Annotated in this window: 15 protein-coding genes and 1 pseudogene; 6 read left to right on the top strand and 10 right to left on the bottom strand. The window is 70.8% G+C overall.

Annotated features, from left to right (window positions below; translation table 11 throughout):
• Positions 1–394: 394 nt before the first annotated feature.
• From BS80_RS02600 to BS80_RS02620, 6 genes are all read right to left on the bottom strand, one after another.
• Positions 395–1,780 carry a HAMP domain-containing sensor histidine kinase gene (locus BS80_RS02600; protein WP_035792087.1) on the bottom strand — a complete coding sequence of 462 codons (1,386 nt, stop codon included), beginning with the start codon at positions 1,778–1,780 and terminating at the stop codon, positions 395–397.
• 6 nt (positions 1,781–1,786) lie between these two features.
• Positions 1,787–2,473, bottom strand: coding sequence for a response regulator transcription factor (locus tag BS80_RS02605; protein ID WP_157535790.1), 687 nt, complete (start codon positions 2,471–2,473; stop codon positions 1,787–1,789).
• Positions 2,474–2,633: 160 nt separating this feature from the next.
• Positions 2,634–2,792 carry a hypothetical protein gene (locus BS80_RS38950; RefSeq protein WP_408607330.1) on the bottom strand — a complete coding sequence of 53 codons (159 nt, stop codon included), beginning with the start codon at positions 2,790–2,792 and terminating at the stop codon, positions 2,634–2,636.
• A 123-nt stretch (positions 2,793–2,915) separates the two neighbouring features.
• Entirely contained in the window at positions 2,916–3,920 is a 1,005-nt protein-coding gene (locus tag BS80_RS02610) for a YihY/virulence factor BrkB family protein (protein ID WP_051965760.1), read from the bottom strand.
• Positions 3,921–4,096: 176 nt separating this feature from the next.
• Positions 4,097–4,768, bottom strand: coding sequence for a response regulator (locus BS80_RS02615; RefSeq protein WP_035792090.1), 672 nt, complete (start codon positions 4,766–4,768; stop codon positions 4,097–4,099).
• The gene (locus tag BS80_RS02620; protein ID WP_232246316.1) at positions 4,765–5,889 is read right to left on the bottom strand and encodes a sensor histidine kinase; all 1,125 of its coding nucleotides are present in this window, start codon (positions 5,887–5,889) and stop codon (positions 4,765–4,767) included. The genes BS80_RS02615 and BS80_RS02620 overlap by 4 nt, the downstream gene beginning before the upstream one ends.
• Before the next feature lie 256 nt (positions 5,890–6,145).
• Between BS80_RS02620 and BS80_RS02625 the strand changes: the two genes are divergently transcribed.
• The 5 genes from BS80_RS02625 (at position 6,146) to BS80_RS02645 (ending at position 9,408) form a co-directional block, all read left to right on the top strand.
• Positions 6,146–7,066 carry an ABC transporter ATP-binding protein gene (locus BS80_RS02625; protein ID WP_035792095.1) on the top strand — a complete coding sequence of 307 codons (921 nt, stop codon included), beginning with the start codon at positions 6,146–6,148 and terminating at the stop codon, positions 7,064–7,066.
• Positions 7,063–7,917, top strand: coding sequence for an ABC transporter permease (locus tag BS80_RS02630; protein ID WP_035792098.1), 855 nt, complete (start codon positions 7,063–7,065; stop codon positions 7,915–7,917). The genes BS80_RS02625 and BS80_RS02630 overlap by 4 nt, the downstream gene beginning before the upstream one ends.
• A 483-nt stretch (positions 7,918–8,400) precedes the next feature.
• Positions 8,401–8,727: a PadR family transcriptional regulator gene (locus tag BS80_RS02635; RefSeq protein WP_035792101.1), complete on the top strand. Its 327-nt coding sequence runs from the start codon at positions 8,401–8,403 to the stop codon at positions 8,725–8,727.
• Positions 8,724–9,080: a DUF1048 domain-containing protein gene (locus BS80_RS02640; RefSeq protein WP_035792104.1), complete on the top strand. Its 357-nt coding sequence runs from the start codon at positions 8,724–8,726 to the stop codon at positions 9,078–9,080. Before BS80_RS02635 ends, BS80_RS02640 begins: the two co-directional genes overlap by 4 nt.
• 1 nt (position 9,081) lies before the next feature.
• Entirely contained in the window at positions 9,082–9,408 is a 327-nt protein-coding gene (locus BS80_RS02645; protein ID WP_035792107.1) for a DUF1048 domain-containing protein, read from the top strand.
• 403 nt (positions 9,409–9,811) lie between these two features.
• On the opposite strand, the gene BS80_RS02650 is transcribed toward BS80_RS02645, so the two are convergent.
• The 4 genes and pseudogenes from BS80_RS02650 to BS80_RS02665 form a co-directional block, all read right to left on the bottom strand.
• A complete protein-coding gene (locus BS80_RS02650) occupies positions 9,812–11,104 on the bottom strand; it encodes a cytosine permease (protein WP_051965762.1) in 1,293 nt (430 codons plus the stop codon).
• A 172-nt stretch (positions 11,105–11,276) separates the two neighbouring features.
• Positions 11,277–13,469 (bottom strand): exo-alpha-sialidase, encoded by a 2,193-nt coding sequence (locus BS80_RS02655; RefSeq protein ID WP_035792110.1) that lies wholly within the window; start codon positions 13,467–13,469, stop codon positions 11,277–11,279.
• 306 nt (positions 13,470–13,775) lie between these two features.
• Positions 13,776–14,150: pseudogene (locus tag BS80_RS43995) on the bottom strand (helix-turn-helix domain-containing protein); the annotation flags it as partial.
• A gap of 36 nt (positions 14,151–14,186) precedes the next feature.
• Positions 14,187–15,776 (bottom strand): alpha/beta fold hydrolase, encoded by a 1,590-nt coding sequence (locus BS80_RS02665; RefSeq protein ID WP_232246317.1) that lies wholly within the window; start codon positions 15,774–15,776, stop codon positions 14,187–14,189.
• A gap of 658 nt (positions 15,777–16,434) precedes the next feature.
• On the opposite strand from BS80_RS02665, the gene BS80_RS02670 reads away from it, so the two are divergent.
• Complete coding sequence (locus BS80_RS02670; RefSeq protein ID WP_035792113.1) at positions 16,435–17,013, top strand: TetR/AcrR family transcriptional regulator; 579 nt, start codon at positions 16,435–16,437, stop codon at positions 17,011–17,013.
• Positions 17,014–17,163: the final 150 nt, after the last annotated feature.

Raw genomic sequence — 17,163 nt, forward strand, 5'->3', positions numbered from 1 at the left:
GGCACGCGGTGCCGGGCCGACGGCCGCGCCGGGCAGCGACTGGGCGTACCCGGCGCCCATCACCACGGAGCCGGCGACTGCGCCGACGGCCACCGCGACGGTGGTCAGCCTGACCCGACGGAGTCCCCGGTCCCGTCGCCGGACCGTCCGCCCGCCCGGGACTCGCTCTGGGTGGGGCATCGTGGTGCTCCTCCTGCTCGGGTGTCCCGGGCGCGCCCCACACCTTCGCGGTGAGACAGACCCAGCAGACGCACCTGCCGCACGTCTGGCTTCCAGCCTCCGGGACGAGCGGTCGGGATACCGTTCAGAAAACCTTCGCAACCCGTTAAGCCGTCGAGAATCATGCTGAGAACCGGCAGACACGAGGGAATGCCCAGGGCGCCACCGACCGCTCTCAGTCGGCGGCCGGCAGTCCAGCTCTGGGCCCCTGGTCGCGGCCGCGGCGAGCACGCGGAAGCTCCAGCACGACGGTCAGTCCCCCTCCATCGGTGTCCTCCAGGCGGGCGGTGCCGCCGTTGGCGGTGATCAGCCGGTGCACGATGGCCAGGCCGAGGCCGGTGCCGCCCGCCTCCGGGTTGCCGAACCGGCGAAACGCGGACGCCCGAGCGCGAACACTCATCCCGGGGCCGTCGTCGACCACCCGCAGCTCCACCGTTCCGCGATCCGCTGTGCCCTCCATACGCACGCGGCCCCCGACCGGGACCGCGTCCAGCGCGTTGGCCAGCAGGTTGTCGAGTACCTGCTCCAGGTCTCCGGACCCCAGATGGGCACTGAGCCCGTCCGGACAGTGTCCGGTGAGAGCGACCCGGCACTCACTCGCCACCGGCTCCCAGGCCGCGATGCGCTCCGTCACCACCCGGTCCACCCGCACGGTGACCGGCCGAGGGACCGTGCTCTCGGCCCTGGCCACCGCGAGCAGCCCGTCCACCAACCGCGACAGCCGGGCGATCTCCTCTTGTGCACCCACCAGGTCGCTGGCCGTCTCCTCGTCGGAGTCGGCAACGAGCACGTCGAGGCGCAGTCTCAACGCCGCCAGTGGGGTGCGGAGCTGATGGGAGACGTCGGCGATCACCGTCCGGTGCCCGTGGACGAGGACCTCGTTGCGCCCCGCCATCGTGTTGAAGGTCGCCGCGAGCCTGCGGACCTCCTGCGGCCCGTTCCCGGTCGGCGCGCGCACCTCCAGCGCGCCCTCGCCCAGTCGCTGGGCGGCCTTGTCCACCTCGCTCAGCGGATGGCCCACCCAGCGCGCGAGCCGGACCGAGAGCAGTGTGCCCGTGAGCAGTCCGGCAACACCGATGGCAGCGAGCCAACCCCACACCACCGCGATCCGGTCGTTCAAGGGATCGACCGACCTCACCAGTACTGCCACGCCGACGGCGTCTTCGCTGTCCCCGATCGGCACCGCCACCTTCAGCCGGTCGTCGGCCTGCGTCACGACCGTCTGCGGATGCGCCAGGACGACGGCCACCATCGCGGGGACGGTGCCGCCGGTGGCCGTGGTGCACGAGGTGCGCGCGATTTCCTGCCCGGTAGTGCCGTAGGCCGCGGCGCAGCCGCCGTCCGCCTGTGTTCGTGCCAGGACCTGCAGCATCTCGGTGTCGGGCTTGTGGTCGGAGAGGGTCTCCTCCGCGGCGGAGGCCACAGCGCGGGCACTCGCCTCGGTGGCGCTGCGGAAGGAGGTCTTCTCCCGTTCCGTCAACAGCACCCCGAGCGGAACCACCGCCAACACCAGCAGCACGGTGACCAGGGCCAGCACGGTCAGGGCGATCCGGCGGGTCATCGCCGCTCAGCCCGGATCGCCGAGACGGAAGCCCCGGCCGTAGACCGTCTCCACCAGCCCCGGCACACCGAGCTTGCGACGCAGCGCCGTCATGTGGACGTCCAAAACCTTGGACGGGCCGTACCAGTGCGCGTCCCAGGCCCGCTCCAGGATCTCCTGGCGCGTCACCACCCGGCCCGGGTCCACGCTCAGGCATTCCAGGATGTCGAACTCCTTGGGCGTCAGCACGATCTCGCTCCCGTCGACGGTCACCTTGCGGGTGCGCGAGTCCACGGCCAGCGGCCCGTGCCGCAGCAGTTCCGGTTCGGCCGGGCGGGTGCGGCGCAGCACCGCCCGGATCCGTGCCAGCAGCTCCGCCAGCCCGAAGGGCTTGACCAGGTAGTCGTCGGCCCCTTCGTCCAGGGCGGACACTCGATCGCCCTCCTCGCCACGCGCGGTCACCACGATGATCGCCGCGTCGTATCTCCGGCGCAGCAGGCGGCAGACCTCGACGCCGTCCACATCGGGCAGGCCCAGGTCGAGCAGAACCACATCGGGCTCCGGCCCGGCTACCAGGGCCGCGCGACCGGTGTCGACGCTGTGCACCGCGTAGCCGGCGCGGTCCAGGCCGCGCACCAGCGACCGTGCGATCCCCGGGTCGTCCTCGACCACCAGCACCCGCAAGGCTTCGGCGTCCACGTTCATCTCCTGCATGGACCCAGCGTAGGCGGGCCGTGTGATCCAGGGCGCCCCGACCGGGCACCGCAAGAGACCGGCAACGACGCGCCCCAGGGTTTCTAGCGCCGCCGGACCGCGAGGACCTCGTCACCTTGCTCGGGCAGCATGGCGGCGACCCAAACTGCGGTCGCGCTCGTCACACCTGGACCTCCTCGCTGCCGAGTTCTGCCAGCAGACCGCGGGTGCGGGCCTGGATATCGTCGCGGATCGGGCGGACCGCCTCGACTCCTTGCCCGGCCGGGTCCAGTGCCGCCGCGAGCAGCGCTCCCAGGTCGGCCATGTCAACATCGCTCATCACGTGTCCCCTTCGCTCCGTCCCCGAACCCGTCCCCCGTCCCCGGCCCTGATCCCCGGCCCTGAGCACCTCGCGGGTCGCCTTCCCCAGGTCGCCCGCTCCAACCGCTCCCCGGGGATCACCTCACGGCTCCTCGGGTTCTCCGGGCACGGCCTGGTGGAAGTCGACCGTGACCTCCTCGCTGGCCCGGTAGGCGGCGGCGGTGGCGTAGGAGGTGTAGGCCAGGCGGTCCGCCCGGGTCAGCGGCGCGTCCTCGGCGAAGGGAGCCGCGATGTTGCGCGGCCACAGGCGGCGGGTGCGCACCGTCGCGCTCTCCGCGCAGACGATCAGGGTGAGGGCGCCGAGGTAGATCCACGCCATCAGGCCCAGCACGATGCCGAAGAGGCCGTAGGTGGCCGTCGCGCCCCGCAGTTGGTGCCCGATGTAGTAGGTACTCACCCCCAGCAGCACCTGCCAGACGGACGCCGCCGCCAACGCCTCCGGCCACAGGCGGCGGACCCGGAGATGACGGTCGGTCAGAACCTTGAAGCTGATCAGCAACAGGCCCGTGTCGACCGCGATCGACAGCGGGACGGCGGCGGCCCGGACGGACCATTCCAGCGAGGCCCCCCGGGCGTGCGCGGTGGCGGCGAGGGCGGCCAGCCCGCTGGAGACGAGGACGGCGCTGGCGAGAGCGGCCAGCAGGAGCAGGCCGCGAAGCCGGCCGACCAGCGCGCTGGGCCGGAGATGCTGGGGGACGGCCCAGATCGTGTTGAAGGCGTTCTGCATCGCCTGCGCCACTCCCAGCGCGCCGTAGAGACTGCCGCCGATGCCGACCGCCAGGGCGAACCCGTTGCCCTGGAAGGAGTGGATGTTGTGCCCGATCTGGTCACCGATCACCGGGAACTGACTGAGCGCGGAGTGCAGCACCTGCTGTTGCAGCTGGGTGTCACCGTGCAGCGCGAAGCCCAGCGCCGTGACCAGGAGCAGCAGCATCGGGAAGAGCGAAAGGAAGCCGTAGTAGGTGATCAGGGCTGCCATGTAGCCGCCCTGATCGTCGAGGAACTTGTAGACGACGGCAACGGCGAGGCCCACCCGGCTGTGCTGTCGTTGGTACCGGTCGAGTCTGCCGAGCAGGCTGAGGGTCATGGGTTGCCGCGTCCTGGGGATGAGTGCCGAAAACCGCTGGATGTCCACCTCACCTGTCCGCTCCGCTCACGGGCAAACCGGCCCGCCCCTCGAGCGCCGCGCCCGAGTGCTCCCCCGCTTCCGGGGCCGCCGACTCGACGGCTACCTCGCGAAGACGGAGAGCGGGACCACGCAGTTCACCGAACGCCTGGAGGCGGTGTGACCAGCCCCATCTCATAGGCGGTGATGACGAGTTGAACCCGGTCCCGGGCGCCGAGTTTGGTGAACAGCCGTGACACGTGTGACTTGGCGGTGGCCACCGTGATGAAGAGATCCTCCGCGATCTCGGTGTTCGACCGGCCGCGTCCGACCAGGGTAAGCACTTCGCGTTCCCGCTCGGTGATGCCCTCGACCGGCCGTGCGGAGCGCTCGGGGGCGGCTCCGGGGCGCGCGACGAAGTCCGCGATCAGACGGCGCGTCACTCCCGGGGCGATCAGTGCGTCGCCGGCGGCGACCACGCGGATCGCCGCGAGAATGTCGTCCAGCGCCATGTCCTTGACCACGAAGCCGCTCGCGCCGGCTCGGAGTGCGCCGTAGACGTGGTCGTCCTCGTCGAAGGTGGTCAGGACGAGGACGCGGGTCGTCGCCGGACCGGCAGTGATCAGGCGAGTGGCCTCGATCCCGTCCATGCCGGGCATCCGGATGTCCATCACCACGACGTCGGGGCTGACGTCCCTGACCAGTTGGACCGCCTCGGCGCCGTTGGCGGCCTCCCCGACCACTTCCAGGTCGGGGTAATCGGCCATGATCACGCGCAGACCGGACCGTACCAGCGGCTGGTCGTCGGCGAGTACGACCCGAACGGTCATCGGCCCTCCACCGGGGCTCCCACGGGTTCGGGCAGCGGCAGCCGGGCCGCTACCCGGAAGCCGCCCTCGGGACGCGACCCGGCGCTGAGGTGGCCGTGCAGCAGACCGACCCGCTCCCGCATGCCGACGATGCCGAAGCCGTGGACCGATCCGTCCCCGGTGGAGCCGCGCCCGTCGTCGACGACCTCCACGGACAGCTCCTCGGACCCGTAGTCGATGGCCACCAGGCAGTGCCCGGTGCCCGCGTGGCGGACCACGTTGGTCAGCGCCTCCTGCACGATACGGTAGGCGGACAGGTCGATGTCGGCCGGCAGCGGACGCTGCTCCCCACGGCGACGCACGTCGACGCGGACCCCCGCGTCCGCGGTCGCCGCCGCCAGCCGTTCGATGTCCGCCAGGCCCGGCGCGGGCCCGAGCGGGTCCTGCCTCGAGGCGGCGTCCGGGTCGGCCTGACGGAGTGCCACCACCGTGCGCCGAAGACCCGACAGGGTCTCTCGGCTGGTGGCCTCGATGGCGCGCAGTGCCTCGCGCGCCTCCGCGGGCTGCGTCTGGATGACCCGGCTGCCCACCCCGGCCTGGATCGCGATGATGCCGATGCTGTGCGCGACCATGTCGTGCAACTCCCGGGCGATCCGCAGCCGTTCGGCGGTCACGGCCTCAGCGACCGCCTGCGAGCGCAGCGCCACCGCGTGCTCGCGACGCTCGCGACTCAGCAGGCCGCCCGTCCACGATGCGGCCAGCGCCAGGAGGGCGATCACGGCGTTGGCGGTCAGGTTGTCCTCGTGTGCGAAACCGCCTATCACCAGGAGCTGCACAGCTGAGGACACGGCCACGGCGACGATCGAAGCCCACCGCGTGCAGGTGGCCACGATGAAGCCCAGGACGAAGTCCACCGCGAGGTACGACAGGAACTGGCCCTGATACGACACCGACAGGCTCGGATGGACGGAGCCGGGAGGGACCACCACCACGGCGACGGACCCGAAGAGCGTCAGGGCCAGCGCCAGCAGCGGCATCCGTCGCAGCACACCGACGAGCAGCACCATGGCGAGCAGGGACCCGACGGCGTGGACGGTGCCGGAGGCACGCGGGGCGCCACACAGCAGCAGAAGCACCGTCACGGGGTACAGGAGACCCCCCGCCCAGGCCATGACCTTCGTTCGCGTCATCGGCGGTGTGCACTTCCCGGAAGGGGGTTGCGACGCGAAACGCGCGCAGGCAGCGAGGTGGTCGGTGTGGCGTCCATGCCGCGACCCTAACCGGCCCCTCCCCGGGAGGCATCCGCCCGTGGACGTACGCCCACGGGCCAACCCGGCCGCGCGATTGCCGCCCACGGCCCAATGCCCGCACAGGGGACCTCCCGGCAGGGTTGCCCCCGTGATCGAAGTCAACGAACTCACCAAGCGCTACGGCAGCAAGACCGCCGTCGACCACCTGTCCTTCACCGTGCGGCCCGGCCAGGTCACCGGGTTTCTCGGCCCCAACGGAGCCGGCAAGACCACCACCCTGCGGATGGTCCTCGGCCTGGACGCGCCCACCGGCGGCACCGCCACCGTCAGCGGCGTCCCCTTCCGCACCCACCCACGCGGCCTGCGGCACGTCGGCGCCCTCCTCGACGCCACCCAGGTCCACGGCGGACGCAGCGCGTTCGCCCACCTGTCCGCCCTGGCCCGCAGCAACGGCATCCCGCCGCGGCGAGTGACCGAGGTGCTGGAGGAGGTGGGCCTGGCCGAGGCGGTGACCCGCCGCATCGGCGGGTTCTCGCTCGGCATGAAGCAGCGACTCGGCATCGCCACCGCGTTGCTCGGCGACCCTCCCGTGCTGATGTTCGACGAGCCGATCAACGGCATGGACCCGGACGGTGTGCTCTGGGCGCGCCGGTTCTTCCGGCGCCTGGCCGCCGAGGGCCGCACGGTCTTCCTCTCCAGCCACCTGATGTCGGAGATGGAGAACACCGCCGACCGGCTCGTCGTCATCGGCCGGGGCCGACTCCTCGCTGCCGAGTCGGTACGGGACTTCGCGGCCCGCGGCACCCGCCTAGCCGTCGTGGTGGGCACACCGCAGGCCGCCGAGCTGACAGCGGTCCTGACCGCCGCAGGCGCGTCGGTCGAGCCGGAAGGCTCCGCGGGTGCCGAGCGGCTCGCCGTGACCGGGCTGCCGGCGGACCGGATCGGCGCCCTCGCCCACGAGAACCGGATCGCGCTGAACGAGCTGACCACCCGAACCGCCTCACTGGAGCAGGCCTTCATGGAACTCACCGCCGACAGCGTCGAATACCAGGCAGGACACCCCCGATGACCACACTCACCGCCGTCCCCCCGACCGGCGCGGCCGCACCCGCCGCCGAGCCGCCCGCCCGCTTCCCCGACCTGTTCGCCGCCGAGTGGATCAAGATGCGGTCACTGCGCTCCACCCCGTGGGCGCTGGCCTTCACCACCCTCTTCGTCATCGGGTCCGCAGCGGTGGCAGCACTGTCGGACTACCACAACCAGCCGCACTACTCCGCGCTCGGGCAGCGGCCCCACCTGTTCGCACTGGGCGACGCCTTCCCGCCGGCCGGATACCTGACCCTGATGCTCGTCGCAGGCAGCATCGGCGCGATCACCGCCGTCAGCGAGTACAGCAGCGGGCTGATCCGCACCACGACCGTGGCCGTCCCCGCCCGCGGCTCGGTGGTGCTGGCCAAGGCGGGCGTGCTGGCCGCGGTCTGGACCCTGCTCGGCACCGTCATCGCCGCCGCTTCCTTCGCGCTTTCCCAGACCGTCCTGGACGGTTGGCACGTCAGCTTCCCGATCACCCACCCCCACGCCCTCCAGGCCCTGGCGGCGTCCGCACTGCTGGCCCCGGCCTGCGCACTGGTCGGTCTCGGCCTCGGCGTGCTGATCCGGCACAGCGCCGCCACCGTGGTCACCACCGCCTTCACCCTGCTGATGCTGCCCCCGATCTTCTCCTCGGGCTCACGCTGGTCTGCCGACATCCGCCACGCGATGGTGCAGAGCGCGTGGGGGCGCCTGATCCAGGACTGGGATCCATCGCCGGGCGACGGCTTCTTCTCCCCCACGGTTACCGGCTCCTGGGTCACGTACGTGGCCTGGCCGCTGGTCGCGGTCGTGCTCGCGCTGGTCGTTGTGCGGCGCCGCGACGTGTGAACGTGCCTGCGGGGCGCGCCTATCGCGCCCCGCAGGCACGTGCCGGGGGCGAGGCCCCCGCAGCACCTGCGAGACCGACGCCCGACGACATCGAGCGCCACCCCTGCCCGCGCGACACGGTCTTCTCATGGTGTCGGGTCTCCTTGACGGTGTGGGTGCCGGTGGGTGCCGGCGGTGCCTCCTGGTTCAACGACCTGGAGGGGATCGGGGGTTGGCGTCGCGTTCGACAGCGCCCACCAGCCCTGGTTCCACGCAGACACCCGCCTGCTCGGCCCCGACCCCACCCCCACCGGACTCGCAGCCCGCATCCACGGCGCCTGGATCGCCTTCGCCCGCAGCGGCGACCCGGGTTGGGCCCGCTACGACCCGCGGCACCCAGCTGCGGCGATGGCCCACTGGATACTGCCGCCCTCCGCTACTCGGTGGTACCGTATAGTGGTACTCGGTATCACGCAGTACCAGCAGGAGCGAGGAGCACCGGCGATGGACGACCTGACGGAGATGTTGAAGGGCACGCTCGAAGGGTGCGTGCTCGAAATCATCGGCAGCGAGGAAACCTACGGGTACGCCATCACCCGCCGACTGAACGAGCTCGGCTTCGCCGACGTCATCGAGGGGACGGTGTACACCATCTTGCTGCGGCTGGAGAGGAACGGGCTCGTCCAGGTGACGAAACGACCGTCCGGGGTCGGTCCGCCTCGCAAGTTCTACGCGCTCAACGACGCCGGACGCGAGGAACTCGCGACGTTCTGGGCGAAATGGCAGTACCTCTCATCACGCATCGACAGGCTCAAGGAGGGCGGGAGATGAACTTCTGGGAGAAGGTCACAGGCAGCGATCTCACCAGGGAATGGACGGCGTTCGAAGCCCGGGCCGAGGCCCTGCCGGACGACTACCGGGCGGCGTGGGGACAGATCATCGCCCACCTCGTCCCGTACGGGGACTTCACCGGCCGCAACCTGATGCCGATCCTCGACGCCGCCCTGGGGCTGCTCGAAGGAGCAGCGGCGGACGGGCAGAGCGTCCACGACGTGCTCGGCGAGAACATCCAGGGCTTCTGCACCGCGCTTGCCGGTGGAGCAGGGGCTCGAACCTATCGCGACCGGTGGCGCGAGCAGTTGAACAGGAACGTCGCAACGAAGTTGAGCCGGCTGGGAGGCTGACGTGAGCATCCAGGACATCGTCGAGGGCAAGAAACAGTGGCGGGCGCACGTGGCTCGGGTCAGGGCTCTCCCGCCGGACTACCAGATCGTCTACAAGGAGATGCAGAGGTACCTGTTCAAGGTCGGACCGATCAGCCTGTCCGACGGGCCCCTGCTCCCGGGGATCGTCGACTTCTTCGAGGAAGGCGTCGCCGCGGGCAAGGGCGTCCTGGAACTCATCGGCACCGACGTCGCCGCGTTCTGCGACGACCTGGTCAAGGACTCCCCCACCTATGCGGATGTCTACCAGGCATCCATCAGCGCGGAACCCGGCTCGAACGAGAAGTGACGCCCGCCGCCCCACCGGGCCCAGACCGTCAGCGGAGCAGGTTCATGCGTTCTCCACGGCGGATCGGGCGGGCTCGCTGTCCGCGGCGCGGCTGACGCGGGCCCTGGAACACGGTATCGGGCCCCGGTGCCCGATACCGCGTCCACTCACCCGGTCAGAACTGGATCAGCCCCACCGGCGGAGTGCCGAGCGCCAGCTCCCAGCCGCTCCACCGCACGCCGGGGACCAGGTAGTTCTCGTAGATGTTGCCGTCGCTGCCCAGCACGTAGGTCACGTTGGTGCCGTTGGTGTCCTTGGTCGAAACCGGCGTGCCGATGAACTTCCCGCAGGGTTTCCGCGCGCCGATGGGCGGGCCGGGCGGGGGGCAATCGCTATCCCATGAGAGGCCGGTACGGTCCGGAGCTCAGCCGCAGATCACTGGCGTCGCTCGGGCCGGGTCCAGCGCGTTGGTGACCAGGTGCAAGGCGGTGGGCGCGAAGGCGACGGCCACGTGTCCGGCGAGCGACAGCGGGCAGTGCTCCTGGACCACCTCGTTGTCCACGCCCGCCCGGCCGGCGCCGCCGAGGAACTTCAGGTAGTAGTTCGGGAGCATGCCGCCCTGTGAGTGCCCCACGATGTCAACCTTCGCGGCGCCGGTCGCGCCGCGCACCAGGTCGACGAAGCGGCCGAGCTGGACCGCCGAGTCGGCGATCGGCCCGAGCCCGCCGAGTGGCAGCAGGCGACCGCCGCCGGCCGAAGTGACGCCGGTTACCAAGCCGTAGTCCAAGGCGAAGACGCAGGCGGGCCATCCGTTGGTGGGCCTCGCGGCCCGCGGTCTGCCGGTGGGGTTCTGCTCACCCGTGGCGATGGTCGCCGAGGCGGCGCCGACCACCGCGAGCAGCGAGACGCCCACGAACACACCGACGGCCGGGTAGAGAGCCACCTTCCAGCGCGCAGTTGCAGCGGGCAGGTAGCGGGTGTAGTCGGCGGCGAACGGGTTCCAGCCGGCGGCGTACCCGAAGGCCGTACTGAACGCCAGCAGGAAGCCGCCCGTGGTGCCCGTGGTGCTCGCCGCTCCGCTCAGGTGGGCCTTGCCGAGGGTGACCGCGGACGCTGCCAGGAACACCACGGTCAGCGGCGGCAGTGCGTAGCGCTCGAAGCCATGCACGAAGTTGTGCCCCAGATAGGCGACCGTGATCTGGGCGATCACCACCAGGACCAGGCAGAGCAGCGTCGGCATCCCGGAGAGGGTGGCCAGTGCGAAGGCGCCGGAGACACTGTTGACGGCGAACCAACCCAGGCCCGCCCCAGCCGCGTTGAGGGCGGCCGGCAGGGCGTTTCCCCGCCGCCCGAACGCCAGCCGGCCGACCACCATCTGCGGAACGTCGAACCTCGGCCCGTACACGCTGAGCCACCCGTGGGTGGCCGAGCCGACGGCGGTGCCGAGCAGCAGCGCCGCGGTGGCCGTCCAGAACCCGAGGCCGAAGAAGAGCACCGAGATCACGCCGATGTAGACCGTCGCGAACTCCATGTTGGGGGAGAGCCACGTCCAGAGCAGCCCCAGTGCGCTGCCGTGCCGGGCCGATTCGGGGACCGGCTCGGCGCCCGTGGGCTCGACGGCGAGGACGTGGGAACCATAGGCGGTGATGAGGGCGTTCGGGTCTGCGGGGGCGCTGACGGACGTACCGTCGTCCCCTCTCGCGGGGGCTGTCGTCATACCCACCAATCTCGGGCCCACGCGCACCGGCGCCAACGTACGGACCGTACGCAGCCAGGCGCGCGGTGACGTACGTTCTGTACGCACCGCGCCCCTTGCGAGGGGCTTCCCACTGCTGAGCGGTGGGAAGCCCCTCCAGGTCAGGGACCGTGATGCACGGGTCCTGTGTCGTTCAGGAGGCGTTGAGCGCGGTGTCGTCGATGACGAAGCCGGTCTGCAGGGAGGCGTCCTCGGTGCCGGTGAACTTGAGGGTCACCGTCTGTCCGGCGTAGCTGGACAGGTTGAAGGAGTAGAGGGTGTAGCCGGTGTTCTTGTTGAGGTTGGAGTAGGTGGCGAGCGTGGTGCCGTTGGCGGTCACCGCGAGCTTGTCGTAGGCGGTGGTGCCGGTCTCGGCGGTGTCGATGTGGAGGTAGAAGGCCAGGGTCGCGGTGCAGCCGGCGGGGATGGTGACGCTCTGGGAGAGGGTGTCGGTGTGGGTGCTGCCGTAGCCGTCCAGCCAGGCTTTCCAGCTGCCGGAGTGGGCGGGTTCGCTGCTGGAGTTGTCGATGACGCCGGCCGAGGCGGTCCAGGGTGAGGCGGTGCCGGTCTCGAAGCCGGGGTTGCCGAGCTTCTGGCCAGGGTTGCTGCAGCCGCTGGTGGGGTTGACGGTCCAGGTGAAGGACGTGGACCCGGAGGCGGTGCCGGAGGAGGCGGTGACGGTCACGGTGGAGGTTCCGGCGGTGGTCGGGGTTCCGGAGATCAGGCCCGAGGCGGAGATCGACAGACCGGTCGGCAGGCCCGTCGCGGAGTAGGTCAGGCCGGCGCCGCCGGAGTCGGTGCCGGAGATCTGCAGCGAGACCGCGGTGCCGGCGGTGGTGGTCTGGTTGCCCGGGTTGGTCACGGTGACGGTGTTGCCGGATGACTGGCCGATGGGCAGGCCGCCGACGGGTGCGTACATCGCCACGTCGAACGTGCTGCCGCTGGGGGCGTGGGCGACCGGGATGACGGGCACGGCGTTGCCGCCTGCGAGGACGGAGGTGGAGATGTAGTCGCCGAACATCCGGCCCTGGCTGGTGTTCGGCAGCCAGGCCAGCGTCATCGGGCCGGCGAGCTGGACGGGGGCGGTCCAGGTGGCGCCGCCGTCGGCGGAGGAGACGTAGCCCGCATCGAGCTGGCAGGTCGTGTCCGTGCAGGAGGCGTTCGGGTAGTAGTAGTACGTCAGGCCGAGGCGAGCGGTGCTCCCCGAGCTGCTCGGGTCCACGCCGACGCCCGGCGTGAAGTGGTCCACCGTGCTGGTGGCCGCGTCGATCGGCACACGCACCGGCGTACTCCACGACGTGCCGTTCGTGGAAGTCGACATGATGATGTCGTTGCTCGTGCAGCCGCTGCGGAAGCGGCAGTCGGACCACACCGCGTAGACCGTGCCGGAGGCGTCGATCTCGGCCGACGGCAGCGAGCTCTCACGCAGCGTGTCGCGCGGGCTGCGCGTGCCTATGTCGGCGGCGGCGTCGTCCTCAAGCCCGGAGACCGTGTGGTGCGAGACAGTGGCGATCTGCACGCTGGAGCCCCAACTCGCACCGCCGTTGGTGGAGGTGAAGGAGCGTTCCGCGTCCGAGCTGGCCGAGGAGAACGGCACGACGACGGTGCCGTTGGGCTGTACGACCGGCTGGCCGCCCAGCCCGCTGGGGCTGTCGGCGGGGCCCAGTTCGTTGCCCCAGGTCGCGCCGGCGTCGGTCGAGGTGCGCATGTGCTCGATGTCGCCGGCGCCGGCGTCGTCGTACTCGGTGTAGCAGTGCCCGTAGTACGGGCTGGCGGCGTGGTCGTCGCAGACCGTCCAGTTCTTGTCGTACGACGCGTTGGTGGACACGGCGACGGGGTTGCCCCAGGTGTGGCCGCCGTCGGTGGAACGGCTGAGTTCGACGTCGACGTTGTTGCCGGTGGTGATGCCGAGCCAGGAGACCATCCAGACGCCGTCCTTGGCGTCGTAGGCCACCGACGCGTCGCTCACCTGCCCGTACGGGCCGCTGGTGTTGGCGGTGGTGGCGGGCATGAACCCGCGCGTCCAACTCTGGCCGCCGTCAGTCGACGTCGCCCACCCGATGTTGGAGGCGCCACCACCGGTGACCCGGCCGACCTGGAACGCGGAGACGATCGTGCTGCCATAGCTGTAGGTGTCCGGCTCGACCTCGGTGGCGTGCTGCGCCTGCGAGTCGGAGTACGGGTCACTGCTGATCTGCGTGAGAGCGGGAGCGGTGACCGGGGACACCTGCGGGCCGTGGGAGGCGGCCTGGGTGGTGACGGCGGCAGACGCGGGAGCGGTGAACGCCGTGGCGGCGGCCAGCGCGCCGACGAGGAGTAAAGAGCCTTTTCTAGCCAGTCCGGACATGTCTCTCCTGACATACCAAGCAGTACCGGATGGAGCGTCGGCTGCCGCCGACACGGGGCAGCCGAATGCTGGCGCGCCCACCGCCGCCGGGAAAGGCAATGGCATGGCGAGAACATGACATGTCGCATTCGCGTCAGGTCCGGCGTGGCGGGTTGACGGTGGCCCAGCAACCGGTGTGGGCACGGACCTCGGCCCCGCGCTCGCGGGGATCGCTCCCGGGTGCGGGCGGATGGCTCCGCCAAGGCCATCGCAGCCGAGATCCGCGACGGATAGAGCCGTGCAGGGCGGGTCACACGGGCCGGCGAATCAATGGATACCCAGGTCCAGTTCCGCCAGCACCCCCGACCGCCGTCGGCTCACGGCCTGTATCCCCCCTGGGAAACCAACCGTGGGCCTACGGCCGTCGACAAAGTGCTGATCGAGATTCATCTCGATCAGCACTTTGTGCTTTCCGGAATCGCAGGTCAGGATCAGCCCAAGCCGCTGGTACAGCGCGGCTCGGTCGGTGGGCTCGGCTCGGGCGAGGACGGCGGCGTTGAGGATCCGCCAGACCGTGGACGGCACGATGGAATGACCCAGTCGGGCCAGTTCGCCCTGGATACGCCGGTGGCCCCAGCGGGGGTTCTCCTTGGCCAGGCCCAGCACACGTCTCTTGATGGCGGACGTGACTGGTGGGCGTCCGGTGCCGCTGCGGCGTTATCGGTTGGCCGGTTGGCCCTACGGCCCGATCTCGAACACCGGCGGCTGGAGACCGGTCAGGCATTCCCTGTTCGGCGCGGTCGGAGTGTCGAAGAACGAGCGGGTGATCGTCTGCGCACACGGCGAGTCGGCGAAGACCACGTGGGCGACGTACGGGACCGTGACTTCGGTGGACCGGCTCAGCGTACTGGCGGCGTACGGCCCGTTGCTCGGTGCGGTCTGGGCGTCGAACCCGCCCGACAGGACGAGAGTCGGGATGTCACTGTGCGTCACGTCCCGGACCGAGCGCGGCGCCGCGGGGACATCCCAGGCGCGGCAGTCGGCGTGCAGCCAGCCGAGCTGCGGGGCGTTGGCCAGCACCGACTCGGGGAACGACGGGAACTCGCGCCGCCCTCCCTCGACAATGTCGGCCTCGCTCTCGAACGGTGTCCACTCGCTGCAGAAGACGCCGTAGTTGAGACCGTACGAAGACCTCCCCATGGCCTGCGGGCTGAGCTTGCCGGCCGCCCACTGCTCGGCGATCCGCTGCGGGTTGCCGTGGGCCAGCTCGTCGATGGAGCGGGGCACTCCGGCCGCCAGGTGGCTGGCGGAGGTCAGCCAGTTCACCAGGACGCCGCCGTCCAGGACGACCTCCACCGGCGCCGGTTGGCCCGGGACGGTGACGGTGGTGGTGACCGGTCGGGCTTCGAGCTCACTGACGAGGCGCTCGAAGGTGCCCTTCGGGTCCGGATAGCGCGAGTTGCAGGCGGGTTGGTCCGCGCAGGTCTTGAAGATGCTGTCGAAACCCTCCCGCGCGGCTTTCCAGGTGACGGCTCCCCCGGCCAGGGATGGCGGCAGGATGCCGTCGATGCCGACCGACCGGATGCCTTCCGGGTGCAGGCGCAGGTAGAGGAGGGCCAGGTCGGTGCCGTAGGAGATGCCGAACACGTTCCACTGTTCGATGCACAACGCCTCGCGCAGGTCGGCGTAGTCGGCGGCGCTCTCGGTGCCGTTGTACGCGCTGAGGTCGGCCCCTCGGCCCACCAGCTCGTCGCGGCAGGCCTGCGTCGCCTCGACGTGCTCACGCCCGGTGGACGGCGCACCGTAAACGAGGCCGAGGGCACGTGCGTTGAACGCGTCGATGTTCGGACAGGTGAGCTGCGGGTCGGCGGAGTAGGTCCCCCGCTGGGACATGAAGATCACGTCCCGGTCGCTGTTCAGGCCCCCGTCGAGCGCCAACTTGATCTCGGAGACCGAGTCGTCGCCGGGCCCGCCGGCGAGCCACACGATCGGGTCGGGTGCCGGTCTTTCCGTTACGGACGGCACGATCGCCACTCCGAGGGTGATCGTCCGCCCGTCGTGCCGGGACCGGTTCTCGGGCACGGTGAGCGTTCCGCACCGCGTCCTCTCCGGAAGCGGGATCGGGTCCGCCATCCTCGGGCAGGGGCCCGGCTCGAAGTGGGCGGGGCCCACCGTCCGGGCGACCGTGCCGAGCGACGCTCGGGCTCCGGACCCGGCCCGGGCGGGCAACGCGGCGAGGCCGACGACGAGGAACCCGGCCGCGGCCCCGGCCAGTGTGGCGCGGAGCCGTCGCGCGATGCGGCGGCGGGGCGGGGGGATGGACATCATGCGGTTTCCGTTTCGGGGGTGATGGTGAACGGTGCGGGCGCGAGATCTGCCACACAGGCGCTCTCGGGCGCGGTCGGATTCACGAAGAAGGAGGCCAGGACGGCCTGCGCGCAGCACGACTGGGGGCCACCCAGTGGCCGATTCCGGGAATCCGCACGACGGTCGAGCGAGACAGCGTCCGGGCCGCGAACCGGCCCCGGGCTCCCGCCCGCCGGCGGCTGCGCCATCACCGTCAGGGGATGCTCCTCAAGCCGTCGTCGTTCGGACCTGCCATTCCTCCGAGGGGACGGCAGGCAACCCGGGCTGATGCCCTGTTTCATCATGTGATCTCGTCTCACAAGTTCGCGGAGGGGGACGGCCCCGCGTGGTTCCGCCCGGCGCCGCCCGGTTCGTACGGACACTGCGTACGCCACCCTGTGTCCGCAGGGCGACGCCCACCACTCATGAACTCCACTTGGAGCAGGTCGGCATCACCCTGGCCCGTCGAGGTCACCGTGGCCCCCGAGTACGCGCCCATCGCCGCGAGAGCAGGCTCGTCGAGTCTGACCGCCGCGGTGGCGCTGCGCCGAGTGGGTGGGTGGCTCTGCGGTGCTCTGGCACGGACTGCGCCCGGAGCCTGGCCGCCCCAGACGCAACTTCTTCGCATTAAGCTGTGCGCATGAGCACCCAAGCGACCACACGCCCCGGCGGGCGCAGCGCCCGCGTCCAGCAGTCCGTGCACCAGGCCGTCCGTGATCTGGAGGCGGAGGTGGGGCGGAGTGCGCTCACCGTGCCGCTGATCGCCGCCCGCGCGGGAGTGACGCCGTCCACCGTCTACCGGCGCTGGGGGGACCTGCGGGAACTGCTGTCCGACGTGGCCGTCGAGCGGTTGCGCCCCGATGGTGCGCCAACCGACCACGGCAGCCTGCGGGCGGACCTGGAGGCATGGGCGGCGCAGTTCGCGGAGGAGATGTCCTCGACGGCGGGCCGCACGTACATCCGCGACGCCCTGCTGGGCGACCCCGAGCAGGGCAACGCGATTCGCTGCTCCGATTACGCCGCCGAGCAGTTGAAGGCCCTCGGTATGCGCGCAGCCGGGCGCGGGGAAGCCGTGCCCGATCTGGAGACCCTGCTGGACGTCGTCGTCGCTCCCCTGATGTACCGCATCCTGTTCCGTCCCTCAGACCTGTCGACGGCCTACACCGACCGCCTGGTGGCGGCGGCGGTCGGCCGGAGTTCGCTCCCTCCGCAGGCTTAAAAGCCAAATGTTTGCGTTTCGGGTGCCGCGAGGCCTAGTCTCCCTAAAGCAAAACGTTCGCCTTTAGGTGTGAGAGGTGCTCCATGCTCACGTCGCAGCCCGCCGTTCCCCTCCCGCCGCCACTCCGCCGCTCCGGCCTCGACCGATAGG

Source organism: Kitasatospora mediocidica KCTC 9733 (assembly GCF_000744225.1).
Classification (GTDB): Bacteria; Actinomycetota; Actinomycetes; order Streptomycetales; family Streptomycetaceae; genus Kitasatospora; species Kitasatospora mediocidica.